The organism is Streptomyces pratensis, assembly GCF_016804005.1.
GTDB classification, from domain to species: Bacteria; Actinomycetota; Actinomycetes; order Streptomycetales; family Streptomycetaceae; genus Streptomyces; species Streptomyces pratensis_A.
In genome coordinates this window covers 6953926-6979920 of record NZ_CP051486.1, presented here as the reverse complement: position 1 = coordinate 6979920, position 25995 = coordinate 6953926, and the positions used below count along the sequence as shown (strand labels likewise).

Sequence of the window (25995 nt, the reverse complement as noted above, 5' to 3'; positions counted from 1 at the left end):
CGAGGGGGGTCCGGCCTGTTGGCCGGGCCCCATTCCGCATTCCGGGGACGTACGAGCCCTCCTGGTTCCGGGAACGACCTTGTTGCCCCACGGACTTGCGCGGCGCGGAGGGTGGTGGTGCTCGCCGTCGGCCACCCGCGCGAACCCTCGTCGAGGCCCCGCGCGGACGACGCTCCGCAGTTCGCGGCCCGCCCGGCCGCCCGGTCGCTCGGCCGCTCGGCCGCCGTCTGGCAGGATCTGCGGGATGCGAGAGGATTCCTGGACGACGTACAGACGCATCGGGGCGCTCCTTCGGGAGACGGGCATGGTGGCCGAGGAGAAGACGCGCAGAGTTCTCGAAGACGCTGCCACCTATGCGGACGACGAGATGAACCAGTACGCGGCGGCCAGTGCCCTGGAATGCTTCGGTGTGGCGGTCTCGGTCCACGCCGACGACATCGACTCCATCCACGACGGTTACGCCGGCCTGCTGGCTGCCGCCGCAGAGGTCGCCGGCGGCAGGGTCACCGTCTCCGACGTCCGGATCGTCGAGGGTGAGGGCGGCTTCGACGGCGGCCGTTTCGACGCCGTCGAGTTCAAGAGGGACGGGGTGCCGGTGTCCATCCCGGCCGAGCACTTCGCGGAGGACTACTACGACCACGAGGCGGCCTGCCGGGCCATCGCCGAAACCGCCCATGACGACGACCCCCGCTCATGGCGCAACGTCGGCTTCGCACGCGAGCCGGGCGCCGGCTACGACAGCATCATGGTCCTCACCACACCCGAGCAGGCGGAAGCGCTCCGCGAGCACGTGGGTCTGACGTTCCACTGAATGGCCGGTGGCCGGTGGCGGCTTCCGGCTTCCGGGGCGGACCGTTCCCGTCATGGGTCGGCGACCTCGTCCGTGATGTCAGCCGCCGTCGAAGCCGCTCCGGGCCGACTCGATGTGACCGAGGTTCCGGTGGGTCCACTCGCACATCACGTCGACGGTCTTCCGCAGCCCCTGCCCCGGCTCGGTGAGCGTGTATTCGACCTTCGGCGGGACCGTCGGGTACACGGTCCGCCCGACGAGGCCGTTGCGCTCCAGCATGCGCAGGTTCTGGGTGAGCATCTTGTGGCTGATCCCTTCGACAGCGCTGCGCAGCTCACTGAAGCGGAGGGTGCCGTCCCCCAGGGCCTCGATGATCAGGAGCGCCCACTTGTTGGCGACGTCCGAGAAGATCTCCCGCGCCAGCGAATCCGCGCGTCTCAGGTCGGCCTGCTCCTCGGGGGAGCCGTTGAACTGCTTGGTCACCATCAGGTTCCCCTGTCACCGAAAAGTGCGTTCTTCCACGTCAGCGCTCACTCTCCTATGGTTCCTGAGTAACCACAAGAGACCACGTGTCGGCCCGTCGGGGCCGCGCGGCGAGGAGGCGGACAGCATGGCCATCACCCTGGCGAACCCCGCAGGACTGCCGGAGATTGACGTCTACCGGCAGGTGTCGGTCGCGACCGGATCGAAGTTGGTCTTCGTCGCCGGACAGGTCTCCTGGGACGCCGACGGCGTCACGGTCGGCGAGGGCGACCTGGCGGCCCAGGTCGAGCAGTGTTACGTCAATGTCGCCACCGCGCTGGCGGGTGTCGGCGCCTCCTTCGGCGACGTGGCGAAGCTGAACGTCCATGTCGTCGACTGGACCCCGGACAAGATGCCCTTGCTCCTGGAGGGGATCTCCCGCGCTTCCGCCCGGCTGGGGACCACCCCGGCACCGCCTGCCACGTTGCTGGGCGTCGCCGCACTGGACGTTCCCGAGCACCTGGTCGAGATCGAGGTGACGGCGGTCATCGACTGAGGGGCCGGCTCTGTCCGGCTGCCCGAACAGCGCACCCCGTCGGTTGCGGGGCTCCGTCGGCCGACCATGGTCAACGGAGTTCCTGTACCGTCGTCCCGGGCCCGAACCGTTCAGGCATGTCACCCCTCACGCCCCGCCAATACGGCTGTTGCTCCCAGGACTTGGCCCATCTGACGGCCGGGGCGGGTGAGGTCCGGTCGTACGTGGGTGCGGAGCGCGACACGGACGCCGGACCCAGATATGAGTAAGGAAATTGCATGGCACGTGAGCATGATCCTTCCAGTCACATACCGCCGGATTCGGACACGTCCTCCGGCGCCTCCGGTGCGTCGGGGAGTTCGCCGGTGTCGGTCCGTCGGGCGGTGCCGATGCAGGGAACGGCGGGGGACCCCGGCGACGCCCTGACGCCGGGCGGCCTGCGCGGGCGCAAGGACACGTCGTCCACGGCGGCTGGTCCGGACACCGGCGCGCAGGGCCCGACGAGTGAGAGCGGGGGCGCCGGGAGCGAGGCTCCCGACGGTGCGGACGCCTCGGCGCGGACCGCGGAGCGAGCGGGTGCCGCCGCTACTGCTTCCGGCGCCGGTGCCGCGCGGGGCATCGGCGTCCCGGAGCCGTCGGCAGAGGAGGCACCCGGGCCGGCATCGGTCAACTCCGGTGACACCACCACGGTGGTTTCGGCCTCATCGGCGTCCGTCTCGGACCCGGCCGCGGCGCGCGCGGCCACCGGCACCGTAGGCGGGTCCCCGGACGCCGCCGTCGTCGCGGCGGCGGGCAGCGGCGGCGCGGGCGCGGGTACGCGCGCGGACGGCGAACCGCCCGGCAGCCGGCCGAAGAAGCCGATGCTGGCCGCGGCGGCGATCGTCGGCGCGATCCTGATCTCCGTGCCGTTCCTCCTGGCGGGCGGTGACGACGAACGCAAGCCCGAGAAGGACCGTACGCAGAACGCGGCAGGCACGGTCCTGGACACCGAACGCTCCGCGCAACCGGAGACCTACACCAGCAAGTCGCCGAGCCCCTCCGTGACTCCGAGCAAGGAGAAGGAGAAGAAGAAGGAGAAGCAGGCGGAGAAGCCCTCCGAGTTGCCGGCCGTCAAGCCTGCGGTCGTGCCGCCGCCGGTCAAGCCCGAGCCCAAACCCACGGCCACGGTGACCGCGAAGGCGCCCCCGAACACGGCTGCCAGCGCGTTGAGCAGCCTCGCCAAGGCCGACCCCGGGGGACGGCACATCTGCTACCGGGCCTTCGTGGCCGGGAGCGGCTGGCAGGCACCGGTGTGCGACGGGACGATGGCCGGGACGGCAGGCCAGGGCAAGCGGATCACCGCACTCAACATCGCGGTGTGGAACGTCGGCGGGTCCTCCGCCAACGCCCTTCTCCACGATCAGGGTTCGACGAACGGTTACGCCAAGTGGGCCCCGAGCTGGACGGCCGTCGTCGCGGACGGCAAGAACAACTACATAGGCAGCTCCAAGCCGGGCGCGCCGTTCCTGACGGGCTTCGCCATGAACGTCGGTAAGGGCGGCGTCTGCCACACGGCCAAAATGGGCAACGGCGGCTGGGGCAGCCAGTACTGCAAGAGCAGCCGGCCCGAGTACATGTTCGTCGGCACCACCGACAACAAGGGCTGGTTCGAGGCCGTGAAGCTCACGGTGTGACCCACCGGGCTTCGGCCCGCGAGGCGGAGCCCCCCGGAATGCGCCGTCACCGGGGGGCTCCGACGTGTCCGGCCCGGGGGACGTGGACCACGCCGAAGCGACCGCCCGGGGACGCGGGCCACGCAGGGGCGACCGCCCGGGGACGCGGGCCACGCCGAAGCGACCGCCCGGGGACGCGGGCCACGCCGAAGCGACCGCCCGGGGATGCGGGCCACCCCGGGGCGACCGCCCGGGGATGCGGGCCACCCCGGGGTGACCGCCCGGGGACGTGGACCACGCCGGGGCGACCGCCCGGACCATCCGACGCCACGAGCGCCCGAAACCCGGAGCCCGCCGCCTGCCTGCGTTCGACGGCCAGCAGCGCCCCGTCAGCATCAGCACGACGGCGAGTGACACCCACGGGTGGCGCCGCAGGACGTCCAGCCGGCCGGGCCAGCGTTCCGCCTCGGTGGCCGCGTTCCCGGCCAGCGCGGCAGCCAGCGGCACCACTGCCCCAAGGGTCACTCCCAGCGCCCCTCCGGCGACCTCACGCGCCCGCATGGCTCCCCAACCACGCCGCTGCACGGGTGTGTTGGGGTGAGCCCAACCGGGCCGGTCCGACTGCTTGCGGCCTGGCCGGGCTCGTCGTGCGGCGGTGGTGAGCGGGTCGCTCGGTGCTGAGGTGCCGGGGCGGTGACCGCGCGGGTCGGGCGTCCACCCGGTGCCGCGCTGCGCGGAGTCAGGTGGCCGCCGACGTCGTCACGGTCGGCGAAGGAGACCTGACGGCCCAGGTCGAGCCGTGTCACGTCGATGTCGCCTCCGCGCCGGCGGGTGTCGGTGTGATGTCCGTTCCCGAGCACCTGGTCGAGATCGAGGCCATGGCCGTCATCGCGTGAGGGGACCGGAGCCGTCCGGTTTCCTGAACAGCGCGGTCCAGAGGAAGTCCTCCCCGAAGTGCGGGGAATCGGCCGGCTCGTCCCGCATCCGGCGCAGCTCGATCTCTTCCATCCCGGAGAAAATCCAGCGCAGCGATTCAGGTGTGTAGGCGAGGCCTCCCTGAAGCCCCGCGCCGCCGTAGAGCTCGGCGTCCGGCTGTTCGGAGCCCATCGCCCCTGAGGCGAAGCAACTGAGCGTGAGGTGGCCGCCGGGGGCGAGGACGCGCTCCACGAGTTGCAGATAGCTGACGCGCCGGTGGGGCGGCAGGTGGTGGAAGCAGCCCGAGTCGTGGATCAGGTCGTACGGTCCGGCGGGCGCGTCCTCGGCGAAGGCGTCGCCGCAGTGGAAGCGGATATCCGCCCCGGCATCGGCGGCCCGCTCCTTCGCCCAGGTGATGGCCCCGGGCGACAGATCGACGGCGTCCACCTCGAAGCCCCGCGAGGCGAGGAACAGCGCGTTGCGTCCGGGTCCGCAGCCGAGATCGAGTGCACGGCCGGGGGTGATGAGACCCCGGTCGAGCGCGGAGACGAGGCTCTCGTCCGGCTTGTCCACGAAGAAGGGCACGGGCTTCGAGCGGTCCTCGTAGAACCCGTCCCACCAGCCGCTCGCGTCGTCGGTCCACCGGTCGGCGCCCGGCGCGAACAGGCTGTCCATGAGCTTCAGTACGTCGTCCACCGAGCGTACGTTCCGGTCCATCCGGAGCCCCCTTCCCGAGGCCCCAACTCTACTGTCCAGAAGGGCATTTCAGCAGTTCAGGGGCGGTTTGGGGAGTCGCTGCCGGGCCCGCTCCGCAGCGTCCGGGAAGCACTCGGCCAGGCACCCTCGGGTGGGGCCCGTTCCGCCGCCCACGCCCCGCCGGAGAGCCGCTGAGACCCCTTCCCGGGTGCCGCCCGGGCATGTTTCTCGGCCACTTCGCGGGCGTGGGCCCGCAGGGGCTGTCAGGCCTCGATCTCCCACTGGACGCAGTGGTGGCCCGATTCGTGTTCGTAGGTCGACGGCCGGTAGCAGAGGAAGGGCGAGCCCGTCTCCAGGGAATCGGCCAGGACCCCGAAGAGCTCTGCCGGACCGGTCGCCCAGAGCGTGCCGTCGAGGTCCCCCGACCCGATGCCCATCTCGTACACATGGCCGTACGAAGGCCCAGGGCGGTGATCGACGAAGGCGACGCCTCCGTCGTTCGGCAGGGCGATCGGCACGCACAGGTGCAGATTCACTGCCAGCGCCTCGTCCTCCCACAGGTCGGCCTCGATGTTGTCCACGCCGACATCCACGAGTATCTCGTGCATCATCGCGATGTCGTCCAGGCCGCTGAGACGGTGCCCCAACGGCAGGAACGTCCCGGCGGGCAGAGGGAAGGAGCCTGGTTCGGCGACAGGCTGGGCCGCGCCGTCGTGCAGTTCGAGAAGCCGCCGCAGCTCCGGGTGCAGGGCGAAGCCCAGCCGCGATTCCAGCCCGGCTATCGCCTCGGGGTCAGCCGGCCCCCTCAAGGCCGCTCGATCGGCGGGCGAGTGCACCGAAAGCCATGACTCGAAGCGAGCCCACTCGTGATCGAACGCTGCGGTGTCCACCTGTGTCATGCGCCGAAGGTAGACGCCGCCACTGACACCAGGGGGCGTGCACACGGGTCCTGGTCCACCAGGGCCAGCAGCGTGCCTGTGCCGTAGACGACCACGTTCACGCTGAGGCCTCGCCTTGTTACGGACGGCCGAGAATCGCGTCCACCTCCGCCTGCTCCTGCCTGCTCAGCTCGATCTCGTCCCCTGCCCATGTGCCGGAACCTGCCTGCTTCTCGGCTTCCGCGCGGGCTTCCTCGTAGGACATGAAGATCTCCCTGACGCGATCTTGCTGGTCCATTTGTGCCTGGGCGGCAATGGTCAGGAAAGTGGACACGTCGAGTCCGGCGTCTGCGGCGTGTTCTCTGATCCGGTCACGAATGTCGGCGGGCATGCTGATCGAAGAGCGCTCGGTTGCCATACCTGAACGGTGACACCTGTTACCGGCTGCCCGAGGCTGGCCCGGGGTGGCGGCCGGTTTCGGTCAGGGAGTTCTCATCAGGCTGCGGAGGTTGGCGACCGTTGCGTTGATGTCGCGGTCTGCGGGCGCTTCGGCGGTGGCGTCTGAGGGGGCTGCGTCCGCGTTCGGCGTGGACGTGCGGCAGGGGCGGCAGAGGCCGTCGGGGAGTGCTTCCGGCGGTCCGGGCACACCGCATTCGGTGCACTCCATCATGACGCGGTGAACGCGTGCCTCGTGGGTGGCCGTCGAAGTCGCAGCAGGGAGGGGCGGCGGGATCTTGTCGATGAGCCGACGGCGTACGAAGCCGACGGGTGAGCCGACCTGGGTGGGAAGACCGGCGGTGAGGGCCTGGGAGAGGTAGTCCGTGTTCACGCCCCGGTCCAGCCATGCGGCGGCCAGTCCTTCGAGCACTGCGCAGTCGGCGGCGGACAGGGCCAGCCGGGGATCGGTGCGGCCGAGTCGGGCGAGGGCGAGATAGGCAGGCGAGTGAGCGGCCTGGCTCTTCGTGGAGGCTGTCCGCTGCTCGGGTACGAAAGCCGGAGGCGACGTGGGGGAGGGCTGCGGCGGCTCTACCGGCTCGCCTTCGTCCGGGCGGGCCGCCGGGGCGGATTGCCGGCCGACGGTACCGGTGCGGGTGAAGGTGTCCCACCACTCGCTGTCGTGCGCGGTGCGGGACCAGAAGGTACGGGTGACCCACCGGCTCTGGCCGCCCTCGCCCACGACCTGGCACCGTACGCGCCGCAGATGACCGGCCACGCCCAGGGCGCGCAGTGCGCTGCCGACGGCCATCTGTCCGTACAGGGGCAACGACCTGGCCAGCGACTTGACGTCCATGGCGCCCCCCTCGGGCAGCCGGTCCACGTAACCGGCGACGTACCGCTCCCGCTCGGGCAGCAGCGCGAAGTCAGTGGCTCGGGGCGGCTGTTGTTCGGGTGTGGTGCGCTTGCCGTAGCCCGCGTGAGCCTTGGCGTACGGGCGCGAGGCTGCGGGCGCGGGCAGGGCGGGACTAAGGTTCTCGGTAGCCACGAGATCGGGTCCGTTCGATCTTGGGGTGAGGCCCCGGCCGGTGTGGCAACACCGCGTCGGGGTCGATTCGTTGTGGGCACCGTAAGCGGCCGTGACGCCACGCTGCAAGTTGGTCACGATTAGTCATACTTGCTGGCCGTGACGGGTTCGGGAGGGTGGGGAGGTTTTCCCAACCCCTTCTTCTCCCTCCCGGAAACAAGCACCGCTCGAACCTCGGAGCCCGTGTCCCGGACCCCGAATCCCGAAGCTCAAGCGTCGGGCCCGCGCCCGTCCCCGTACGCACGAAAGAGTGATCCGCCTCGTTCCGGCCCTCGAAGCCCGAGCTTCGGGACCCGAGCTCCGGTGGGACTCAGGCGTCGAACCGGCCGTCCACGACAGCGGCGACGAACGTTGTCCAGTGGGGAGCGGAGAAGGCGATGACGGGCCCGTGCGGGGTCTTGCTGTCGCGCACGGGGACGTCGGGGTGGCCGACGGCGACTTCCAGGCACTCACCTTGATTGGCACCGCTGAAGCTTGACTTGTACCAGCCGGTGAAGCTGTGCTCAGCGCTGTGCATGCTCGTGTTCCTCCGCTATGGCCCTGACCAGTGCCACTGAGTCCAGATGCGAGGCCGCATCACCCAGAGCGAGAGCGTAGTCCGTGTGACAGGCCTCAACCAGTGCCGGATCGTCGAGCAGGTTTCCCGTGTACAGACCCTCCACGTAGGCAACTGGGGCCGCCTCCTTGAAGTTGAGCAGGTAGAGCATTCCTTCGAGCAGCGCGTGCGCACCGGCATCAAAGGTCAGCACATGCAGGCGGAGGCGCCCGCGTTCAGCCATGTCCGCGATCGAGTGCAGTTGTTGGGCCATCACCTGAGGACCGCCGACGCGTCGTCTGAGCACTGACTCGTCGAGCAGTGTCCACGCGACCGGACCGAGGGGCTTCCGGAGTAGCTCGCTTCGCTCCAGACGGATTGCCACGGCTGCGTCAAGGTCCTCCTCAGCGAAATTCGTTCGTGCTGACTGGAACACGGCGCGAGCGTAGGCGCTGGTCTGAAGCAACCCGGGGACGAGCTGGGCCCCGTACTGCCGGATCTCTGAAGCTTCCCGCTCCAGCTCCACCACTGCGGCGAAGTAGTCGGCGTACTTGGAATCCAGATCCTCCAGCCACCTGACAAAGAAGCCGTCAGACTCCAGCGCCATGTCGATCCGCTGCGCGTCATCCGGCTTCGGCAGCCGTCGCCCCGCCTCGTAATGGCTGATCAGCGTCGGTGAGCAAACGACTTGGCCGCCCAGGGCCTCCTGCGTGAGTCCGGCCGCCACCCGCCGCAGCCTGAGCTCCTCGCCGTACTTCTCCCTCTGCGTGCGAGGTTTCCGCTGCTCCGCCACCTGCCTCAGCCCCTTTCCTGACAAGCGGGCTGTCAAGCCCGAACCCCTGCGGCGTAGCCACGCGCAGCCCCACCCTGTGATGAGTTCGCTACGGAACGCATCCGTTCGTGGGTAAGCAGTCAGAGGGAGAGCACGCCGTCATGAAAGAACTCGTCCGCCGCTTCGCGGAGTCGCTGTTGCGGCGGCTGTGCAGGACACCCGACCCCGCTCCTCCGGAACCCGTCATCGCGGTGGTCGGCCCCACCACCCGCCGTACCGGGCAACGTCCACTGCGCGGGGAGGACAGCCCGCTGGTGCGGCCCTACCTCGCCGCCCACGAGCGGCAGGTGGCGGAGGCCTGGCGCGGGCAGCGCACCGTGTGGCACGCCGTGCAGGGCCTGGACGTCGGGCTGCCCCTGTCCGCTCGCGGAGCAGAGGTCGCGGCGTGAACGGGAAGCGGCACGAGAACCACACGTTCAGGTTGCTGCCCGGGACGGGGCTGGACGGGAAGCCCAGCTATGTCCTGGGGGATGGCACCGGCCCCGTGTCGCGGATGGCCGCGAGCATCGAAGGCATCCGGCTGGACATGGCCTGTGACCTGCTCGACCACGCGACCGATCTGCTGGCGGACAAGAGGGTCACCGGAGTGGAGCTGCACTTCCTCGCCAGCCGGCTCAGCGAGTCACTGCGGGAGGTTCTCCAGGTCGCTGAGTACCGAGGTGCACGGCCGGACGTGAACAGCCTCGATCCGGACAGCTGAAGGCCCAGTACGTGACCATCACGGACCGGCGCAACCAGATCGCCCATGACGCCGATCTAGTGGACGGGGACCTGGAGCAGCGGCGCCCCATCGACGAGCACGACGTCACGGACGCGATCAAGTGGATCGGCCGCATCGCCCTGGCCGTGGCTCATGTGCTCGAGGCCTGATTCCGGACCGCGAGATCAGTCGAAGAGGTCGACCAGCCCGTTCACCCAGATCGCCAGGAAGGCGGCGACCAGCAGGAAAGCTCCCGTGCACCCTGCGACACGGAGGACGGCGCCCCTCTCAGGCTGCTCCTCGCCGGTGACCGTGTCCCAGTCGACCGGGCGGCCCACCGCCTCCGAGCACGCTGCGCGGAGCGTGGCCAACTGCGCCTCGGCGAAGGCGGATCCGGCCAGGGACTCCGGTCCGCGCCAGGCCACGGCCTTCATGCGCGGGGCGGGCAGGTGGTAGCGCTGCTCGAAGGCGGCGGTCTCGGCCGGGTCGCGGTCCTCCTCCAGGTACATCCACCGGCCGGCCTGCTCCGGTTCGCCGTAGAGGCGGTAGATCTCCCCCAGGCGCCGGCGCACCTCCCGACTCGTGGGGTAGGCGGTCACCAGCCCGCGAAGGCGCATGCGGGCCATGGGTATGCGCCCGGCGGCGAGGTCGGCGTCCACGCGCCGCAGGGTGTCGGTCAGAGCCATGAGCACATCATCGGCCGCCGGGCGTGTTCCGGACCAGCGCTTATCGGCCCGGTCGTACGTCTCCCGCCCCGTACGGGGCGGGTTCACGCGCGCCCGGCGACCGCCGGTCCGCGCCCGGCGGACGGGCTCCGGCCGACCGGCTCCGGGCCGGTGGGCCCCGCTGTCGGACCCGCCCGGTACGGTCGGCACCATGTCCAACTCCGCCGTGCTCGAAGGCGTCCTGGAGCGGATCACCTACGCCAACGAGGAGAACGGCTACACCGTCGCCCGCGTCGACACCGGGCGGGGGAGCAGTGATCTGCTCACCGTCGTCGGCTCGCTGCTCGGCGCCCAGCCCGGCGAGTCCCTGCGGATGGAGGGCCGTTGGGCCTCGCACCCGCAGTTCGGGAAACAGTTCCAGGTCGACAACTACACGACAATCCTCCCGGCCACCATCCAGGGCATCCGCCGCTATCTCGGCTCCGGCCTGATCAAGGGCATCGGGCCGGTCATGGCCGACCGCATCACCACCCACTTCGGTGTCGACACGCTGGACATCATCGAGCAGCAGCCGAAGCGGCTCGTGGAGGTGCCCGGACTCGGTCCGAAGCGGACGAAGATGATCGCCGCGGCCTGGGAGGAGCAGAAGGCGATCAAGGAGGTCATGGTCTTCCTCCAGACCGTCGGCGTCTCCACCTCCATCGCCGTCCGCATCTACAAGAAGTACGAGGACGCGTCGATCTCCGTCGTGAAGAACCAGCCATACCGGCTGGCCGCCGACGTCTGGGGCATCGGTTTCCTCACCGCCGACCGCATCGCCCAGGCCGTCGGCATTCCGCACGACAGCCCCGAGCGGGTCAAGGCCGGACTCCAGTACGCCCTGTCGCAGTCCACGGACCAGGGGCACTGCTTCCTCCCCGAGGAGAGGCTGATCGCCGACGGGGTGAAGCTGCTCCAGGTCGACACCGGACTCGTCATCGACTGCCTGGCCGAGCTCGCCGCTGACCCCGAGGGCGTCGTACGGGAGAAGGTGCCAGGCCCCGAGGACGGACAGCCGGTCACCGCCGTGTACCTGGTCCCCTTCCACCGCGCCGAGATCTCCCTGGCCGCCCAGGTCCAGCGCCTGCTGCGCACGCCGGAGGACCGGATGCCGGCCTTCCAGGACGTCGACTGGGACAAGGCGCTGGCCTGGCTCGCGCAGCGTACGGGGGCCAGCCTGGCCCCCGAGCAGGAGGCGGCCGTCCGCCTCGCGCTCAGCAGGAAGGTCGCCGTCCTCACCGGTGGTCCCGGCTGCGGCAAGTCGTTCACCGTCCGTTCCGTGGTCGAGCTGGCCCGCGCCAGGAGCGCGAAGGTCGTGCTGGCCGCCCCGACCGGACGGGCCGCGAAGCGGCTCTCCGAGCTGACCGGAGCCGAGGCGTCCACCGTGCACCGGCTGCTGGAGCTGAAGCCCGGCGGGGACGCGGCGTACGACCGGGACCGGCCCCTGGACGCCGATCTGGTCGTCGTGGACGAGGCGTCGATGCTCGATCTGCTGCTGGCCAACAAGCTGGTCAAGGCGGTGGCACCCGGTGCCCACCTCCTCCTCGTCGGGGATGTGGACCAGCTGCCCTCGGTCGGCGCCGGGGAGGTGCTGAGGGATCTGCTCGCCGACGGCGGCCCGGTCCCGGCGGTCCGGCTGACCACCATCTTCCGGCAGGCCCAGAAGTCCGGTGTCGTCACCAACGCCCACCGCATCAACTCCGGAGTGCCACCGCTGACCCAGGGCCTGGACGACTTCTTCCTCTTCGTGGAGGACGAGACGGAGGACGCCGGAGTGCTCGCCGTGGATGTCGCGGCCCGGCGCATCCCCGCCAAGTTCGGCCTGAACCCCCGCCGTGACGTGCAGGTTCTCGCCCCGATGCACCGTGGCCCCGCGGGCGCCGGCCATCTCAACGGGCTGCTCCAGCAGGCCATCACCCCGGGCCGCCCCGACCTGCCCGAGAAGCGGTTCGGTGGCCGGGTCTTCCGGGTCGGCGACAAAGTGACCCAGATCCGGAACAACTACGACAAGGGGGAGAACGGCGTCTTCAACGGCACCGTCGGTGTCGTCACCTCGCTCGACGCGGACGAGCAGAAGCTGACGGTCCTCACCGACGAGGAGGAGGAGATCGCGTACGACTTCGACGAACTGGACGAACTCGCCCATGCCTACGCGATGACCATCCACCGTTCGCAGGGCAGCGAGTACCCGGCGGTCGTCATCCCGGTGACCACCAGCGCCTGGATGATGCTCCAGCGGAACCTGCTCTACACCGCCGTGACCAGGGCCAAGAAGCTCGTGGTGCTGGTCGGTTCGCGCAAGGCCATCGGCCAGGCTGTCCGCACTGTTTCCGCAGGCAGGCGCTGTACGGCGCTGGATTTCCGGCTTCGTGGCGGAACGGTCGAAGACTTCTCCGAAAAAATGATCGATCAAAACGGTGGGAAACATCACTGAGCCCTTCCGGAACCGGATCTCAGGGGGCAGGATGAGAAAGTTGACGGCACTCAGTGCCGCCACTAGGTCCAATGGACGACCCCGAGTGCACTCTCCTGAGCCAAATGGGGGAGGGTGGAGACAGTCAGGGCACCTCGAAGAAGAGGCACTACGTCGGTGAGGGATGACGTGAGCGAGAGCGACAACTCTGTAGTACTGCGGTACGGCGATGACGAGTACACCTACCCGGTGATCGACAGCACCGTCGGCGACAAGGGCTTCGATATCGGGAAGCTCCGGGCCAATACGGGCCTGGTCACGCTGGACAGCGGATACGGCAACACGGCCGCGTATAAATCCGCCATCACCTACCTCGACGGCGAGCAGGGCATCCTGCGGTACCGCGGATACCCGATCGAGCAGCTCGCCGAGAGCTCGACGTTCCTCGAGGTCGCCTACACGCTGATCAACGGTGACCTTCCGAAGGTCGACGAGCTGTCGGCCTTCAAGAACGAGATCACCCAGCACACGCTGCTGCACGAGGACGTCAAGCGCTTCTTCGACGGCTTCCCGCGCGACGCCCACCCGATGGCCATGCTGTCCTCGGTCGTCAGCGCGCTGTCCACCTTCTACCAGGACAGCCACAACCCGTTCGACGAGGAGCAGCGTCACCTCTCGACGATCCGGCTGCTGGCCAAGCTCCCGACGATCGCAGCGTACGCGTACAAGAAGTCGATCGGTCACCCGTTCGTCTACCCGCGGAACGACCTCGGCTACGTCGAGAACTTCCTGCGCATGACCTTCTCCGTCCCGGCCCAGGAGTACGTGCCGGACCCGGTCGTGGTCTCGGCGCTCGAGAAGCTGCTCATCCTGCACGCGGACCACGAGCAGAACTGTTCGACCTCCACCGTGCGTCTGGTCGGCTCCTCGCAGGCGAACATGTTCGCCTCGATCTCCGCCGGCATCTCGGCCCTGTGGGGCCCGCTGCACGGTGGCGCCAACCAGTCGGTGCTGGAGATGCTCGAGGGCATCCAGGCCAACGGTGGCGACGTCGACTCCTTCATCCAGAAGGTGAAGAACAAGGAGGACGGCGTCCGCCTGATGGGCTTCGGCCACCGGGTGTACAAGTCCTTCGACCCGCGCGCGAAGATCATCAAGGCTGCCGCCCACGACGTGCTGTCGTCGCTCGGCAAGTCCGACGAGCTGCTCGACATCGCGCTCAAGCTGGAGGAGCACGCGCTCTCCGACGAGTACTTCGTCTCGCGCAACCTCTACCCCAACGTGGACTTCTACACGGGCCTGATCTACCGCGCCATGGGCTTCCCGACCGAGATGTTCACCGTGCTGTTCGCGCTCGGCCGCCTCCCCGGCTGGATCGCCCAGTGGCACGAGATGATCAAGGAGCCGGGATCCCGCATCGGCCGCCCGCGCCAGATCTACACCGGCGAGGTCCTGCGTGACTTCGTCCCGGTCGAGGGCCGCTGAAGCTCTTAGGGCCGCTGCTGCACCCCGGCCACTCCGGCCGGGCATCCTTCGCCCCGCGTGCCGCGCTCGCATTACACAGAGCGCGGTGTCCGGGGCGTTTCGGCGTTCCGGACGCGTTTGCCAGGGGCGGGGCGGGGGGTGGCCTGGTGGAGGCGGCTTCGGGGGCGTCTGGGCGGGGAGGTGGAGCGGCTTCGGGGGCGCCCGGCGCGAGCCGTGGAGGAGCTTCGGGTGCGCCTGGTTTTCGGCAGAGGCGCGCAGGGATGCCGGATGTGCCCGGCGCGGAGTCACGAGAAGACGCCCGGTGCGCCTGGCGCGTGCCGCGGCGGGCGGTCGTGCGCGTAGGTCTGCGGCGCACGCGAGAAACGCCCCGCCGCCGATCCCCCCACGGGTCGACGGACAGGGCGCTTCCCATATCCCCCGGAGCGGATTCCCCCCACGGGATCCGGCCGGGCGTCTGCAGGGAGCCTGAACTCCCGTTGTTGTGCGGTGGTACGTATTCAGTTCGGTACTGCCGTGCGGCTGCCGGGGTACGTACGGGAGGGCCGCTCAAAGCTCCCCGGTGCACGTGCCCCGGCCAACACTTGCCAGGAGCGTCCCCCAAGACACTCCATCGGACGTCCCCCAAGACATCCTTGGCATCGCACTCTTAGACTCACCAACCCATCAGATGGTTACCCTCGAATCGGTGTGATCTAAGTCTCTTTGTAGAAATTATGTGAAGGAGCGCAACCTCAGGCTGTTCGTCACGACGAAGACCGACGAGAACGCCATTGCCGCCCCCGCGATCATGGGGCTGAGCAGCCCGAACGCGGCGAGTGGCAGTGCGGCCACGTTGTAGCCGAAAGCCCAGAAGAGGTTGCTTCTGATGGTGGACAGGGTACGCCTCGACAGGCGGATAGCGGCAGGGGCCATCTTGAGATCTCCACGAACCAGCGTGAGGTCGCCCGCCTCGATCGCCGCGTCGGTCCCGGTTCCCATCGACAGGCCCAGATCGGCCACGGCGAGTGCCGCGGCGTCGTTGACCCCGTCACCGACCATCGCCACCGACCGGCCCTCGGCCTGGAGGCGCCGTACGACCTCGACCTTGTCCTCCGGCAGGACCTCCGCGTGGACCTCGTCGATCCCGACCGCGCGGGCCACGGCGTCCGCCGCGGCCCGGTTGTCGCCGGTCAGCAGGATCGGGTGGATGCCCAGCACGCGGAGTTCCGCCACGGCCTCCGCACTGCTCTCCTTCACCGTGTCGGCCACCTCCAGTACGCCCCGGGCCAGGCCGTCCCACGCCACGGCGACAGTGGTACGGCCCTGACCCGCCGCCTCGGCCAGGGCGTCGGCCAGGGAGGGCGGGAGGATGATCCCGGCCCCGGCGAGGAGCTGGGGCCGGCCCGCCACCACCTGGTGCCCTTCGACGGTGCCGCGTACCCCGAGGCCGGGGACGTCGGTGAAGTCGGCCGTGGCGGGGAGCGTTCCACCTGTGCGGGCGGCGGCTCCGGCGGCCACCGCGCGGGCCACCGGGTGGCCTGAGGCGTGTTCGAGGGCCCCCGCGAGGCGGAGGACGTCGGCTTCGGTCGTGCCCGGCGCGGTGTGTACGCGCCCGAGGGTCATGCGGCCGGTGGTGACCGTGCCGGTCTTGTCGAGGACGATCGTGTCGATCCTCCGGGCGGTCTCCAGGACTTCGGGGCCCTTGATGAGGATGCCGAGCTGGGCGCCCCGGCCGGTGCCGGCCATGAGGGCCGTGGGCGTGGCGAGGCCCAGGGCACAGGGGCAGGCGATGATCAGCACGGCCACGGCGGCGGTGAACGAGCCGGTGATGTCATCGGTGGCGAGCAGTTGGGCGACGAGCGTCACCAGGGCGATCAGCAGCACCACGGGCACGAAGACCGCCGAGACCCGGTCCGCGAGGCGCTGGGCGGCGGCCTTGCCGTTCTGGGCGTCCTCGACGAGCCGGGACATCCGGGCCAGCTGCGTGTCGGCACCGACGCGGGTGGCCTCGACCACCAGCCGGCCCGACACATTGAGGGTCGCGCCGGTGACGGGGTCGCCGGGCGCGGCGTCCACCGGAAGGGACTCCCCGGTCAGCATGGAGGTGTCCACGGCGGAGGTGCCCTCGACGACGGTGCCGTCGGTGGCGATCTTCTCACCGGGCCGCACGACGAAGTGGTCACCGACGAGAAGCCGGCCGACGGGGATGCGTACTTCTCCGGTCCCGCGCCCGGAGCCTTCTCGCCCGGTGTCTCCTCGCCCGGAGTCACCTCGTTCGGAAGCTCCTTCCGGACGGATGACCGTGACGTCCTTCGCGCCGAGACGGAGCAGAGCGCGCAGGGCGGAGCCCGCCTTCCGCTTGGACCGTGCCTCCAGATAGCGGCCCAGCAGGATGAAACCGACGACCCCTGCCGCCACCTCCAGATAGATGGTGGAGGAGGGGTCGGACCCGGAGGCGGTGACGTCGAACCCGTGCCGCATCTCCGGCATGCCCGCGTCCCCGAGGAACAAGGCCCACAACGACCAGCAGAACGCCGCGAGCGTGCCGATCGACACGAGGGTGTCCATCGTCGCGGCGCCGTGCCGCAGGTTCGTCCAGGCGGCTCGGTGGAAGGGCAGCCCGCCCCAGATGACGACGGGGGAGGCGAGGGTGAGCGAGAGCCACTGCCAGTTGTCGAACTGGAGGGCGGGGACCATGGCCATCAGGACGACCGGTACGGCCAGCACCGCCGAGAGCTGCAAGCGCTGCCGGAGCGCGGCGAGCGCGTGGTCGGCCTCACGGTCTTCCGTGTGGTCGGCCTCACGGTCGTCGGCGTGGTCGTCGGCCGTGGTGCGAGGGGCCTCGGCCGCGTCGCGGGTGGTGCCGGCCGCGTCGAGGGGAGTGCCGGCCGCGTTGACGAGAGCGCCAGTCGCGTCGCGGGAGGTGCCTGCCGCTCGGCCGGCGGCGTCGCGGGGGGCGTCGCCTTCGTCGCCCTGGTCCGTCGAGGCGGTCGCGGGCGGTGGTTCGTCCTCGGGCGCTCGGAGGTGTGGTGCAGGTGCGGGGCGGGCGACGGGCCGGGCCGTGTAGCCGGTCTTCTCGACGGTGGCGACGAGATCGTCGAGCGTGGTTCCGGTGCCGTAGGACACGCGGGCCTTCTCGGTCGCGTAGTTGACGGTGGCGGTGACGCCGTCCATCCGGTTGAGCTTCTTCTCGACGCGGGCCGCGCACGAGGCGCAGGTCATCCCGCCGATCGTGAGCTCGGCATCGGAGGTCTCCGCCGCCGGGGCCTCGGGCGCCGTGGTGCTGGCCATGTGTGCGGACTCCTGGGTCGAGCAGTCGGGCCGTTTCCCCACCAGTATCTGCTTCCCTGGCGACGGAACCGGCCCGACGGGAGGTGCCGGGCGGACCGGTTCGCGTCGCCTGCCCGGTCGGGAGCGGGGCCGTGCCCGGGCGGCCGGCCCGCCTCGGACGGGCGGTGAGGGCGGTCCGCAGGGTGCGCCGGTGGTGCGTGCCCTGCCGTCGGCGGGCCCGTGCGCGCGGCCGCGAGGCGGCACCGTTGCGGTGGGGCTGTGCTGCGGCCGTGCGCGACGGTCGTGGTGCGGCGGGTTTCAGGCGCGGCCCACGAGCTCGTAGCCTGCCTCGTCGACGGCGGAGCGAACGGCGTCCTCGGTGAGGGGTGTCGCGGAGGTGACGGTCACGCGGCCGGTTGCGGCCTCCGCCGTCACCGAGGTGACCCCCTCGATCCCGGAGATCTCCTCCGAGACCGCCCCTTCGCAGTGGCCGCAGGTCATGCCCTTCACCTCGTAGACGGTGGTGACGCCCACCGGGGTGCCGGCCGCCCCGTCGTTGCAGGAACCGGTGGACGAGCAGCAGGAGCCGGCGGTCCGGGGCGTGTCGGTTTCGGCGGTCATGACGTTCTCCTCTTCGCAGGCACATGTGTATGTGGCGGATGTGGCACGAGAGGGCGCCGGGGTACCCGGTGCGCCGGCCCGCACGCACCACTATACCCCTAGGGGGTATCAACCTTCCTGGCTGTCGCCGCGTCGGGCGCGTCACACATCAAGGGCTCCAGGTAGCGGTGCATCACGGTCTTCAACTCCCTGATGTACGCGTCCCGTTCGGCTCCATCGTGCGACATGATCAGGTCCAGTCCGGCCTTGAAGAGGGTGAAGGACATCTCGGCGGTGCGGGTGGCCTGGTCCGGGGAGAGGTCCGGCAGGTAGGCGCTGAGCAGTTGTTCGGTCCTGGTGAGCATGGCCGCGTGCATGACGTCGTGCTCCCGGGTGATGACGCCCGGGATCTCGGATCCGTGGGTGAGTACGGCGAAGGCCGGGTTCTCGCAGTTGAAGGCGATCAGCGGGTCGAGGACCGTGTCCAGCATCCGGTCGAGCGGCAGTTCGACGCGGCTGACGACGAATGCGGCGCCGTACGTCTCCCGCCAGCGGTGCATGAGCTGTTCGCCGAGCTCGATGGCGATGGCTTCCTTGTTGGGGAAGAACTGGTACAGCGTGCCGGGTGAGACGCCGGCCTCGCGGGCGATGGCGTTGGTGCTGGCGCCGTTGTATCCGCTGGCGCTGAAGACCTCGGCCGCGGCTTCGAGCAACTGGGCGATGCGGGCCTCGCCGCGCGCCTGACGGCGGCGCGGCCGCCCGCCCGCGCCCTCGCCGGCCGCCGGGGCGTCTCCCGCGCCCTTCTCCCGCTCGTGGCTCTGCGTGGGTGTGGCGGATTCTTCCGCTCTGGCCTCCGGCACGGTCGATCCCCAGCTTTCAAGACGCGGTTGACAAATGCGAGTAGGCGCTCGCATTCTGAGGAAACGCGAGCGGGTGCTCGTGTTTGTCAGTGTACGAGGCAATGGCCGACCCGTGCTGCCCTGTGCTGCCCCGGGTCCCGGTGAAGGGGACACCGCACCATGTCCGAAGTCAACAGCGCAGAGCGTGTCGGTGGGTGGACCCGCTTCGTCACAGCGCGGCCACGGCTCACATTGCTGGCCGCCCTGGTGATCACGGCGCTCGCCGTGTTCGCCGGCGGCGGAGTGGCCGACCGGATGGGCAGTGGCGGCTGGGAGGCGCCCGACGCCGAGTCCACCTACGCGACCCAGGCGCTGGAGCGTGAGTTCCCCGACTCACAGCCCAACCTGCTCCTTCTCGTCGACAGCGGCGGTGCCTCCGTCGACGACCCCTCGGTGGCCGCAGAAGGCGCCCGGCTCGCCGAGCGGCTGTCGGCCGAGCCGGGCATCGTGGGCGTGGGCTCGTACTGGCGGACGAAGTCCCCGGCGCTGCGCTCCACGGACGGGCACGAAGCGATCGTCGCCGCCCGGATCGAAGGCGACGAGAAGGCCGCCGGCGAGATCCTCGACCGGATAGCCCCCTCCTACCGGGGCAAGCACGGACCGGTGGAGGTCACCGTCGGCGGACCCGTCGCCGTGCAGCACGAGATGCAGAGCATCATCCAGGAGGACCTACTGCGGGCCGAGCTCATCGCCCTGCCCGTGACGCTGGTCCTGCTGGTCATGGTCTTCGGCAGCGCGATCGCGGCCCTGCTGCCGCTCGGCGTCGGCATCGTCGCGATCCTCGGGACCAACGCCGTCCTGCGCGGCATCACCGAATTCACCGATGTCTCGGTCTTCGCCCAGAACCTCACCACTGCGCTGGGCCTCGGACTCGCCATCGACTACGCCCTGTTCATCGTGCGCCGCTTCCGTGAGGAGCTGGCCGCCGGGGCCGACACCCGGACGGCGATCGGCACGACCCTGCGCACGGCCGGACGCACAGTGCTGTTCTCCGCGCTCACGGTGGCGGTGTCGCTGGCCGCCATGATGGTCTTCCCGCAGTACTTCCTGCGCTCGTTCGCCTACGCGGGCATCGCCGTGGTGCTGCTGGCCGCCGCCGCTGCCCTGATCCTGCTGCCGGCCGCGCTGATGCTGCTCGGCCCACGGGTCAATTCCCTCGACCTGCGCCGCCTGCTGCGTCGGCGCGGAAAGCCGGCCGCCGGAGCGGGTGCGGGGGAGGGGCCGGGCGCAGCCGATGGTCCGGGCAGAGGGTGGGCCCGCTTCTCGGTGCTGGTGATGCGCAGGGCTCCTGTGTTCGCCGTGGTGACCACGGTCGGGCTCGTCCTCCTTGGGCTCCCGTTCCTCGGCGTGAAGTTCGGTACGGCGGACGACCGGCAGCTGCCCGCCACAGCCGAGTCCCGCGTAGTTCAGGAGCACATACGGGAGGGCTTCCCCGGCAGCCCCGGCGGCGGACTCGAGGTGCTCGCCGCAGGTGCTGCGAGCCCGGGCCAGTACGCCGACTTCCGGGAACGGATCGCCGCGATCCCCGGGGTGCAGCGGGTCGACGGCCCCGTCACGGGAGAGGGATCGGCGTACTTCGACGTCCTGCCGGAGGGGGAGTCCGTCGGGCAGGGGGCCCAGGACCTGGTCCGCGAGCTGAGGGCCGAGCCCGCACCGTTCGACACCTCGGTGACCGGGACGGCGGCCGTCCTGGTCGACTCCAAGGACGCCATAGCGGACCGGCTTCCCTGGGCGGTGGGGATCATCGTCGTCGTGACGCTGTTGCTGGTCTTCCTGCTGACCGGCAGCGTTCTGATACCGCTCCAGGCGGTCGTGCTCAACGCGCTCAGCCTGACAGCCATGTTCGGAGCGGTGGTCTGGGTCTTCCAGGACGGAAATCTGTCCGGGATCCTCTCCTTCACCAGCACAGGTGACATAGAGACGAGCCTGCCCGTGCTGATGTTCTGCGTCGCCTTCGGTCTGTCCATGGACTACGGCGTGTTCCTGCTCTCCCGGATCAAGGAGGAGTACGACCGAACCGGCGACCACGAGCATTCGGTGACGTTCGGGCTCCGTCACACCGGCGGACTGATCACGGCGGCCGCCGTCATCCTGGCTGTCGTGATGGTCGCCATAGGCACCTCGCGCGTGACCAACACGAAGATGCTCGGGCTCGGGATCGCGCTGGCCGTGCTGATGGACGCCATGGTGATACGCAGCCTGCTGGTGCCGGCCGTCATGAAGCTGATGGGCCGCGTCACCTGGTGGGCCCCCGCGCCGCTGCGCGCCTTTCACAGGCGCTTCGGGCTGAGCGAAGGGGAGTCGGCCCCGCCGGGGCGCCAGGACGCCGATGAGATGTCCGGAGCGACCGGACGGGAGCGGGACAAGATCACGGCCGGGGCGTAGATTCGCCGGGTCAGGGAGCCGGACGGCGCGAGCCGGGACCACGGGAGGCGGGGCCGATGCGGGCAGTGGTGTTCGAGGAGTTCGGGCAGGAGGCCCGGGTCCGGGACATCCCGGACCCCACCCCCTCGGCAGGGGGAGTGGTGGTCCGGGTCGAGGCCACGGGGCTGTGCCGGAGTGACTGGCACGGCTGGATGGGCCACGACCCGGACATCGTCCTCCCGCACGTACCCGGGCACGAACTGGCCGGAGTGGTCGAGGAAGCGGGACCCGGTGTGCACAACTGGCGGGCAGGCGACCGGGTCACCGTGCCCTTCGTCTGCGCCTGCGGCCGGTGCCCCGCCTGTGCGGCCGGTGCTCAGCAGGTCTGTGAGAGGCAGACCCAGCCGGGCTTCACCCACTGGGGATCCTTCGCCGAGTACGTGGCGCTGGAACAGGCGGACGTCAATCTGGTCGCCGTGCCCGAAGGCCTGTCGTCCGCCACGGCGGCCGGACTCGGGTGCCGGTTCGCCACTGCGTTCCGGGCCGTGGTGGGACAGGGGCGGGTGGCCCCCGGGGAGTGGGTCGCCGTGCACGGGTGCGGCGGAGTCGGGCTGTCGGCCGTGATGATCGCGGTGGCGTGCGGTGCGAGGGTCGTCGCCGTCGATGTCTCGCGGCGGGCTCTGGAGCTGGCGCGGGCGTTCGGCGCGTCCGCTTGCGTGGATGCCTCCGCGCACCCCGCCGGTGCGGACGAGGCCGTACACGAACTGACCGGCGGCGGTGCGCATCTGTCGCTGGACGCGCTGGGCTCCCCCGTCACCTGCGCGGCCTCGGTCCGCAGCCTTCGGCGGCAGGGCCGGCATGTCCAGGTCGGGCTGCTGCCCTCGGCGGCCGGTGACCCCGTCGTTCCCATGGCGCGGGTGATCGCGCTGGAGCTGGAGATCCTCGGCAGCCACGGCATGGCCGCTCACGCCTACCCGCCGATGATGGACATGGTGCGAGCCGGGACCCTGCGGCCTGATCTGCTCGTGACCTCCACCATCCCCCTGGGCGCGGCCCCCGCTGCCCTCGCCGCGATGGGCACCGCGCCCGGAGCGGGCGTCACGATCATCGAGCCGGCGAAGGGAGCCTGATCGCCCGGCAGTCGGGCAGGTGCCCGGGCGTTCGGTTCGGCCTGGGTCCGGTAGTCGGGCAGGTGCCGGGCGGCCGGCCATGTGTCCGGTGGCCGGTCGGGCTCAACGGCCCCGGTTGCTGGGCCGGGACGCGATCCACGCGAGGACGGTGTCCACGTACCAGTAGGGCTTTCCGTTCCGGACATCGTCGGGAGGCGGAAGGAGCCCGTGCTTGCGATACGAACGGATCGTGTCCGGCTGGACCTGGATGTGCGCCGCAATGTCCTTGTACGACCAGAGCGTTCTGTCCGTCATGAATGACACCTCTCCGTGCACCCGTGTGTCTCTGTACGCCCGTGTTCCTGTACGCCCGTGTCTCTGTACGCCCGTGCGTTTCTGCCCCGGTGAACGAGGCCGTCCCGGGCGGGGCGGGGGGCGTCGCGGGTCCGTGACACAGGCTCAGCGGAACGCGGACATATGTGACAGAGGAGTGACTGCTGTGGCGAGAGGTGTCCGAGGGATTCAGGAGGACGGCCGTGCGGGCCCGCAGGTGCGGAGGAACTCGCGGGTGCGGCGTGCGATCGGCAGAGGCTTGTCGGGCGGGCAGGGGTACATGTCCTGCTCGACGATGGCGAACAGGTCGGTTCCCAGAGCACGCGCGGCGTCGAGCACCGGCTCCAGTGCGGGCACCCCACCGGGCGGCTCGCACATCACGCCACGTGCCACGGCCGGGCCGAACGGCACCTCGTTCGCCACGACATCGGCCAGGACCGCCGGGTCGACCTGCTTGAGGTGCAGATAGCCGATCCGTTCGCCGTAGGTCCGGATCAGCTTGACGCTGTCCCCGCCGCAGTACGCGTAGTGGCCGGTGTCGAGGCAGAGGGAGACCAGGCCGGGGTCGGTGGCGTCGAGGAAGCGGTTGACGTTCTCCTCGCTGTCGATGTGCGTATCGGCGTGCGGGTGCACCACGATCCGCAGTCCGTAGCGGTCGCCCACCTCGCGGGCCAGGCGTTCCGTCTGGGTGGCGAGGTCACGCCACTGCGCGGCCGTGAGTGTGCGGTCCTCCAGCGCTTCACCCGTCTTGTCGTCCCGCCAGAACGACGGGATGACCACCAGGTACCCGGCGCCCATCGCCCGGGTGAGTGCCGCGATGCCCGCGACATGCTCCCAGGTCCGGTCCCAGACCGCCGGACCGTGGTGCAATCCGGTGAAGACGGTGCCCGCGGAGACCGCGAGATTCCGGCGGGCGGTCTCATCGGCCAGCCGGGCGGGTTCGGTCGGCAGATAGCCGTAGGGGCCGAGCTCGATCCACTCGTATCCGGCCTCGGAGACCTCGTCGAGGAATCGCTCCCAAGGCACCTGCTGCGGATCGTCGGGGAACCACACTCCCCATGAGTCAGGTGCCGAGCCGATGCGGATGCGGGCCGGAGAGGGTACGGAGGAGGTCATATCGCCCACCCTCCAATCCCCGAGGAGGGGTGTCAAGAGTTCGTCCGAATGTCCGGACAAAGTGTTGACAGGGTTCCCGGCGAGGGCTAGACCTGGGAGCGGCCGTCCGGCCGTGGCCGACTCCCGGGACGATGTGCCGGGCCGGAGCACCGGGTCGAAGGGATGCGTATGCCTGAGCCGTACGACGTGATCACCATGGGGCGGATCGGGGTGGACATCTACCCGCTGCAGACCGGTGTACCGCTGGCCCAGGTCGAGACCTTCGGGAAGTTCCTCGGCGGCTCGCCCTCCAACGTGGCTGTGGCCGCTGCCCGGCTGGGGCGGCGAACGGCTGTGATCACCCGGACCGGCCGGGACGCGTTCGGCGACTACCTCCGTCAGGCGCTGGGGGAGTTCGGGGTGGACGACCGGTGGGTGAGCGCCGTGGCGGAGTATCCGACCCCGGTCACCTTCTGCGAGATCTTTCCGCCGGACCACTTCCCCCTCTACTTCTACCGGCAGCCCAAGGCGCCGGACCTGGAGATCCTCGGCGAGGAGCTCGACCTGGACGCAGTGCGGGCCGCCCGGATCTTCTGGATGACCGGAACCGGCCTGTGCGCCGAACCCAGCAGCACCGCGACCCTCACCGCGCTCCGGGCCCGCGGCGCTGAATCGGCGGCGGACGCTTCGGGCCCCCCTCGCATCACCGTCTTCGACCTCGACTGGCGCCCCATGTTCTGGGGCGACGGGAAGGGCGACGGGAAGGACGACGGGAGGGACGGGAGCCACCGGAGTGATGGAAGTGGCAGAGGTGAAGGGAAGGGCGGGAAGGGCCGTGACGACGAAGTCGCCCGCGCCCGCTACCGCGAAGCCCTTGCACACGCCACGGTCGCCGTCGGCAACCTGGACGAGTGCGAGATCGCCACCGGAGAACGCGAACCGCACGCGGCCGCACGCGCCCTGCTCGCGGCCGGGCCCGAACTCGCCGTCGTCAAACAGGGACCGGAGGGAGTCCTCGCCGTCCACCGCGACGGAACCACCGTCGAGATCCAGCCCCTCCCCGTCGACGTCGTCAACGGGCTGGGCGCCGGAGACGCCTTCGGTGGCGCCCTCTGCCACGGCCTCCTCGCCGGCTGGGACACCGAACGCGTCATGCGCTATGCCAACGCGGCCGGGGCCATCGTCGCCTCCCGCCTCGCCTGTTCGTCCGCCATGCCGTACCCGCAGGAGGTCGAACAGGCGCTCGCCGACGGAGTGGCCGGCGTAGCCACGGGAACCGCCCCGTGACCCCGCCCGCCGCAGCCGGCTTCACCGATCTCGTCCGGCTCCGTGCCCACCGTCCCGAGGCCGTCGCCGAGGCGGCCGCCGCCCGCCGCAGGCGGCCACTCGTCGGTCCCAGCGGACGCCTGATGATCATCGCGGCGGATCACCCGGCCCGTGGCGCCCTCGCCGTCGGTGACGACGACCTGGCCATGGCCGACCGGTTCGGCCTGCTGGAACGGCTCTGCCTCGCTCTTGCCCGCCCCGGCGTCGACGGGGTGCTCGCGGGCGCCGACGTCCTGGAGGACCTGCTGCTCCTCGGCGCGCTGGAGGGCAAGGTCGTCCTCGGGTCCATGAATCGCGGCGGACTCGCGGGAGCCGCCTTCGAGCTCGACGACCGCTTCACCGGGCATCGCCCCGCCGACCTCGCGAGCCACGGCTACGACGCCGGCAAGCTCCTGCTGAGGATCGACCACGACGACCCCGGCTCCCTGGACACCCTGCACACCGCGGCACGCACCGTGGACGAGATGGCCGCTCTCAGGATGCCGGTCTTCATCGAGCCGTTCCTCTGCCATCGCACCGCCCACGGGCTCCGTACGGACCTGGGCGCCACCGCCGTCACCACCTCCATCGCCATCGCCTCGGGTCTGGGCGGGACGTCCGCGTACACCTGGCTCAAGGTCCCCGTCACCGACGACCCCGACGACATGGGCCGGGTGATGCGCGCCTCGACGCTCCCCGCAGTCCTGCTCGGCGGTGAGGTCACGGGAGATCCGGACGCCGCGTACGAGAAATGGCGCGGGGCGCTGCGACTGCCCACCGTCCAGGGGCTGGTGGTCGGGCGTTCACTGCTCTACCCCGCCGACGGAGACGTGGCGGGAGCGGTCGACACGGCCGTAGGGCTCCTGTGAACGCACGGTCGTGGTACTCCGCCGGGCGCATGGCCGCGACGCTTCCGTGAACA

The 25995-nt window shown here is 70.3% G+C and carries 26 protein-coding genes; 13 read left to right on the top strand and 13 right to left on the bottom strand.

The features are described from left to right. Positions 1 to 244 precede the first annotated feature (244 nt). A complete protein-coding gene (locus tag HED23_RS29160; protein ID WP_203186339.1) occupies positions 245 to 811 on the top strand; it encodes a hypothetical protein in 567 nt (188 codons plus the stop codon). Positions 812 to 889: 78 nt separating this feature from the next. On the opposite strand, the gene HED23_RS29155 is transcribed toward HED23_RS29160, so the two are convergent. Then, complete coding sequence (locus HED23_RS29155) at positions 890 to 1276, bottom strand: winged helix-turn-helix transcriptional regulator (protein WP_203186338.1); 387 nt, start codon at positions 1274 to 1276, stop codon at positions 890 to 892. Between the two features lie 124 nt (positions 1277 to 1400). On the opposite strand from HED23_RS29155, the gene HED23_RS29150 reads away from it, so the two are divergent. The 3 genes from HED23_RS29150 (at position 1401) to HED23_RS29140 (ending at position 4335) form a co-directional block, all read left to right on the top strand. Then, positions 1401 to 1808 carry a RidA family protein gene (locus HED23_RS29150; protein ID WP_203186337.1) on the top strand — a complete coding sequence of 136 codons (408 nt, stop codon included), beginning with the start codon at positions 1401 to 1403 and terminating at the stop codon, positions 1806 to 1808. Positions 1809 to 2152: 344 nt separating this feature from the next. Continuing rightward, a complete protein-coding gene (locus HED23_RS29145; RefSeq protein ID WP_238442152.1) occupies positions 2153 to 3460 on the top strand; it encodes a hydrogenase expression protein HypA in 1308 nt (435 codons plus the stop codon). 722 nt (positions 3461 to 4182) lie between these two features. Beyond that, a complete protein-coding gene (locus tag HED23_RS29140; protein WP_203187784.1) occupies positions 4183 to 4335 on the top strand; it encodes a hypothetical protein in 153 nt (50 codons plus the stop codon). Here HED23_RS29140 and HED23_RS29135 read toward each other — a convergent pair. The 6 genes from HED23_RS29135 to HED23_RS29110 all read right to left on the bottom strand — a co-directional run bounded on the left by HED23_RS29135 (position 4325) and on the right by HED23_RS29110 (position 8778). Then, a complete protein-coding gene (locus HED23_RS29135; RefSeq protein WP_203186335.1) occupies positions 4325 to 5071 on the bottom strand; it encodes a class I SAM-dependent methyltransferase in 747 nt (248 codons plus the stop codon). The two genes, HED23_RS29140 and HED23_RS29135, sit on opposite strands and share 11 nt — an antisense overlap. Before the next feature lie 242 nt (positions 5072 to 5313). Continuing rightward, positions 5314 to 5949, bottom strand: a complete 636-nt coding sequence (locus HED23_RS29130; RefSeq protein WP_203186334.1) for an SMI1/KNR4 family protein — start codon at positions 5947 to 5949, stop codon at positions 5314 to 5316. 118 nt (positions 5950 to 6067) lie between these two features. Next, entirely contained in the window at positions 6068 to 6346 is a 279-nt protein-coding gene (locus HED23_RS29125; RefSeq protein WP_203186333.1) for a hypothetical protein, read from the bottom strand. Positions 6347 to 6409: 63 nt separating this feature from the next. After that, positions 6410 to 7411: a MarR family transcriptional regulator gene (locus tag HED23_RS29120; RefSeq protein WP_203186332.1), complete on the bottom strand. Its 1002-nt coding sequence runs from the start codon at positions 7409 to 7411 to the stop codon at positions 6410 to 6412. Positions 7412 to 7760: 349 nt separating this feature from the next. Beyond that, the gene (locus tag HED23_RS29115) at positions 7761 to 7967 is read right to left on the bottom strand and encodes a DUF397 domain-containing protein (RefSeq protein ID WP_203186331.1); all 207 of its coding nucleotides are present in this window, start codon (positions 7965 to 7967) and stop codon (positions 7761 to 7763) included. Further along, positions 7954 to 8778, bottom strand: a complete 825-nt coding sequence (locus HED23_RS29110; protein WP_203186330.1) for a helix-turn-helix domain-containing protein — start codon at positions 8776 to 8778, stop codon at positions 7954 to 7956. Before HED23_RS29110 ends, HED23_RS29115 begins: the two co-directional genes overlap by 14 nt. Positions 8779 to 8918: 140 nt before the next feature. On the opposite strand from HED23_RS29110, the gene HED23_RS29105 reads away from it, so the two are divergent. From HED23_RS29105 to HED23_RS29095, 3 genes are read left to right on the top strand one after another with little or no spacing between them, the layout of a single operon-like run. Further along, on the top strand, positions 8919 to 9206 hold the full coding sequence (locus HED23_RS29105; protein ID WP_203187783.1) for a hypothetical protein: 288 nt from the start codon (positions 8919 to 8921) through the stop codon (positions 9204 to 9206). Next, entirely contained in the window at positions 9203 to 9517 is a 315-nt protein-coding gene (locus HED23_RS29100; protein ID WP_203186329.1) for a hypothetical protein, read from the top strand. Before HED23_RS29105 ends, HED23_RS29100 begins: the two co-directional genes overlap by 4 nt. A gap of 11 nt (positions 9518 to 9528) precedes the next feature. After that, on the top strand, positions 9529 to 9687 hold the full coding sequence (locus tag HED23_RS29095; RefSeq protein ID WP_203186328.1) for a hypothetical protein: 159 nt from the start codon (positions 9529 to 9531) through the stop codon (positions 9685 to 9687). A 15-nt stretch (positions 9688 to 9702) separates the two neighbouring features. Here HED23_RS29095 and HED23_RS29090 read toward each other — a convergent pair whose 3' ends face one another. Continuing rightward, positions 9703 to 10203, bottom strand: coding sequence for a DUF6584 family protein (locus HED23_RS29090; protein ID WP_203186327.1), 501 nt, complete (start codon positions 10201 to 10203; stop codon positions 9703 to 9705). A 190-nt stretch (positions 10204 to 10393) separates the two neighbouring features. Here HED23_RS29090 and HED23_RS29085 point away from each other — a divergent pair, with 190 nt between their 5' ends. Both HED23_RS29085 and HED23_RS29080 read left to right on the top strand, forming a co-directional pair. Beyond that, positions 10394 to 12655, top strand: coding sequence for an ATP-dependent RecD-like DNA helicase (locus HED23_RS29085; protein WP_203186326.1), 2262 nt, complete (start codon positions 10394 to 10396; stop codon positions 12653 to 12655). A 168-nt stretch (positions 12656 to 12823) separates the two neighbouring features. Further along, the gene (locus HED23_RS29080; RefSeq protein ID WP_033299253.1) at positions 12824 to 14119 is read left to right on the top strand and encodes a citrate synthase; all 1296 of its coding nucleotides are present in this window, start codon (positions 12824 to 12826) and stop codon (positions 14117 to 14119) included. A 711-nt stretch (positions 14120 to 14830) separates the two neighbouring features. Here the strand turns inward: HED23_RS29080 and HED23_RS29075 are convergent. The 3 genes from HED23_RS29075 to HED23_RS29065 form a co-directional block, all read right to left on the bottom strand. Beyond that, complete coding sequence (locus HED23_RS29075) at positions 14831 to 17389, bottom strand: heavy metal translocating P-type ATPase (RefSeq protein WP_203186325.1); 2559 nt, start codon at positions 17387 to 17389, stop codon at positions 14831 to 14833. A gap of 297 nt (positions 17390 to 17686) precedes the next feature. After that, the gene (locus tag HED23_RS29070; RefSeq protein ID WP_203186324.1) at positions 17687 to 17989 is read right to left on the bottom strand and encodes a heavy-metal-associated domain-containing protein; all 303 of its coding nucleotides are present in this window, start codon (positions 17987 to 17989) and stop codon (positions 17687 to 17689) included. A gap of 98 nt (positions 17990 to 18087) precedes the next feature. Continuing rightward, entirely contained in the window at positions 18088 to 18828 is a 741-nt protein-coding gene (locus HED23_RS29065; RefSeq protein ID WP_238442151.1) for a TetR/AcrR family transcriptional regulator, read from the bottom strand. Between the two features lie 159 nt (positions 18829 to 18987). On the opposite strand from HED23_RS29065, the gene HED23_RS29060 reads away from it, so the two are divergent. Further along, entirely contained in the window at positions 18988 to 21252 is a 2265-nt protein-coding gene (locus HED23_RS29060; protein WP_203186322.1) for an MMPL family transporter, read from the top strand. A 56-nt stretch (positions 21253 to 21308) separates the two neighbouring features. Next, positions 21309 to 22361, top strand: a complete 1053-nt coding sequence (locus HED23_RS29055; protein ID WP_203186321.1) for a zinc-dependent alcohol dehydrogenase family protein — start codon at positions 21309 to 21311, stop codon at positions 22359 to 22361. 102 nt (positions 22362 to 22463) lie between these two features. Here HED23_RS29055 and HED23_RS29050 read toward each other — a convergent pair whose 3' ends face one another. Together HED23_RS29050 and HED23_RS29045 are read right to left on the bottom strand one after the other, a co-directional pair. Then, complete coding sequence (locus tag HED23_RS29050; protein ID WP_203186320.1) at positions 22464 to 22655, bottom strand: helix-turn-helix transcriptional regulator; 192 nt, start codon at positions 22653 to 22655, stop codon at positions 22464 to 22466. A gap of 207 nt (positions 22656 to 22862) precedes the next feature. After that, a complete protein-coding gene (locus HED23_RS29045; protein ID WP_203186319.1) occupies positions 22863 to 23789 on the bottom strand; it encodes a sugar phosphate isomerase/epimerase family protein in 927 nt (308 codons plus the stop codon). A 168-nt stretch (positions 23790 to 23957) separates the two neighbouring features. Here HED23_RS29045 and iolC point away from each other — a divergent pair, with 168 nt between their 5' ends. Both iolC and HED23_RS29035 read left to right on the top strand, forming a co-directional pair. Further along, a complete protein-coding gene (iolC, locus tag HED23_RS29040; protein ID WP_203186318.1) occupies positions 23958 to 25055 on the top strand; it encodes a 5-dehydro-2-deoxygluconokinase in 1098 nt (365 codons plus the stop codon). Beyond that, positions 25052 to 25942 carry a Cgl0159 family (beta/alpha)8-fold protein gene (locus HED23_RS29035; RefSeq protein ID WP_203186317.1) on the top strand — a complete coding sequence of 297 codons (891 nt, stop codon included), beginning with the start codon at positions 25052 to 25054 and terminating at the stop codon, positions 25940 to 25942. Before iolC ends, HED23_RS29035 begins: the two co-directional genes overlap by 4 nt. The last annotated feature ends 53 nt before the right edge of the window (positions 25943 to 25995 follow it).

What these genes read in the sequence shown, in the direction of transcription:
- HED23_RS29160 (WP_203186339.1), top strand. Translation starts at nt 245, where the DNA reads ATGCGAGAGGATTCCTGGACGACGTACAGACGCATCGGGGCGCTCCTT.
- HED23_RS29155 (WP_203186338.1), bottom strand. Translation starts at nt 1,276, where the DNA reads ATGGTGACCAAGCAGTTCAACGGCTCCCCCGAGGAGCAGGCCGACCTG.
- HED23_RS29150 (WP_203186337.1), top strand. Translation starts at nt 1,401, where the DNA reads ATGGCCATCACCCTGGCGAACCCCGCAGGACTGCCGGAGATTGACGTC.
- HED23_RS29135 (WP_203186335.1), bottom strand. Translation starts at nt 5,071, where the DNA reads ATGGACCGGAACGTACGCTCGGTGGACGACGTACTGAAGCTCATGGAC.
- HED23_RS29130 (WP_203186334.1), bottom strand. Translation starts at nt 5,949, where the DNA reads ATGACACAGGTGGACACCGCAGCGTTCGATCACGAGTGGGCTCGCTTC.
- HED23_RS29125 (WP_203186333.1), bottom strand. Translation starts at nt 6,346, where the DNA reads ATGGCAACCGAGCGCTCTTCGATCAGCATGCCCGCCGACATTCGTGAC.
- HED23_RS29115 (WP_203186331.1), bottom strand. Translation starts at nt 7,967, where the DNA reads ATGCACAGCGCTGAGCACAGCTTCACCGGCTGGTACAAGTCAAGCTTC.
- HED23_RS29105 (WP_203187783.1), top strand. Translation starts at nt 8,919, where the DNA reads ATGAAAGAACTCGTCCGCCGCTTCGCGGAGTCGCTGTTGCGGCGGCTG.
- HED23_RS29090 (WP_203186327.1), bottom strand. Translation starts at nt 10,203, where the DNA reads ATGGCTCTGACCGACACCCTGCGGCGCGTGGACGCCGACCTCGCCGCC.
- HED23_RS29085 (WP_203186326.1), top strand. Translation starts at nt 10,394, where the DNA reads ATGTCCAACTCCGCCGTGCTCGAAGGCGTCCTGGAGCGGATCACCTAC.
- HED23_RS29075 (WP_203186325.1), bottom strand. Translation starts at nt 17,389, where the DNA reads ATGGCCAGCACCACGGCGCCCGAGGCCCCGGCGGCGGAGACCTCCGAT.
- HED23_RS29070 (WP_203186324.1), bottom strand. Translation starts at nt 17,989, where the DNA reads ATGACCGCCGAAACCGACACGCCCCGGACCGCCGGCTCCTGCTGCTCG.
- HED23_RS29060 (WP_203186322.1), top strand. Translation starts at nt 18,988, where the DNA reads ATGTCCGAAGTCAACAGCGCAGAGCGTGTCGGTGGGTGGACCCGCTTC.
- HED23_RS29055 (WP_203186321.1), top strand. Translation starts at nt 21,309, where the DNA reads ATGCGGGCAGTGGTGTTCGAGGAGTTCGGGCAGGAGGCCCGGGTCCGG.
- HED23_RS29050 (WP_203186320.1), bottom strand. Translation starts at nt 22,655, where the DNA reads ATGACGGACAGAACGCTCTGGTCGTACAAGGACATTGCGGCGCACATC.
- HED23_RS29045 (WP_203186319.1), bottom strand. Translation starts at nt 23,789, where the DNA reads ATGACCTCCTCCGTACCCTCTCCGGCCCGCATCCGCATCGGCTCGGCA.
- iolC (WP_203186318.1), top strand. Translation starts at nt 23,958, where the DNA reads ATGCCTGAGCCGTACGACGTGATCACCATGGGGCGGATCGGGGTGGAC.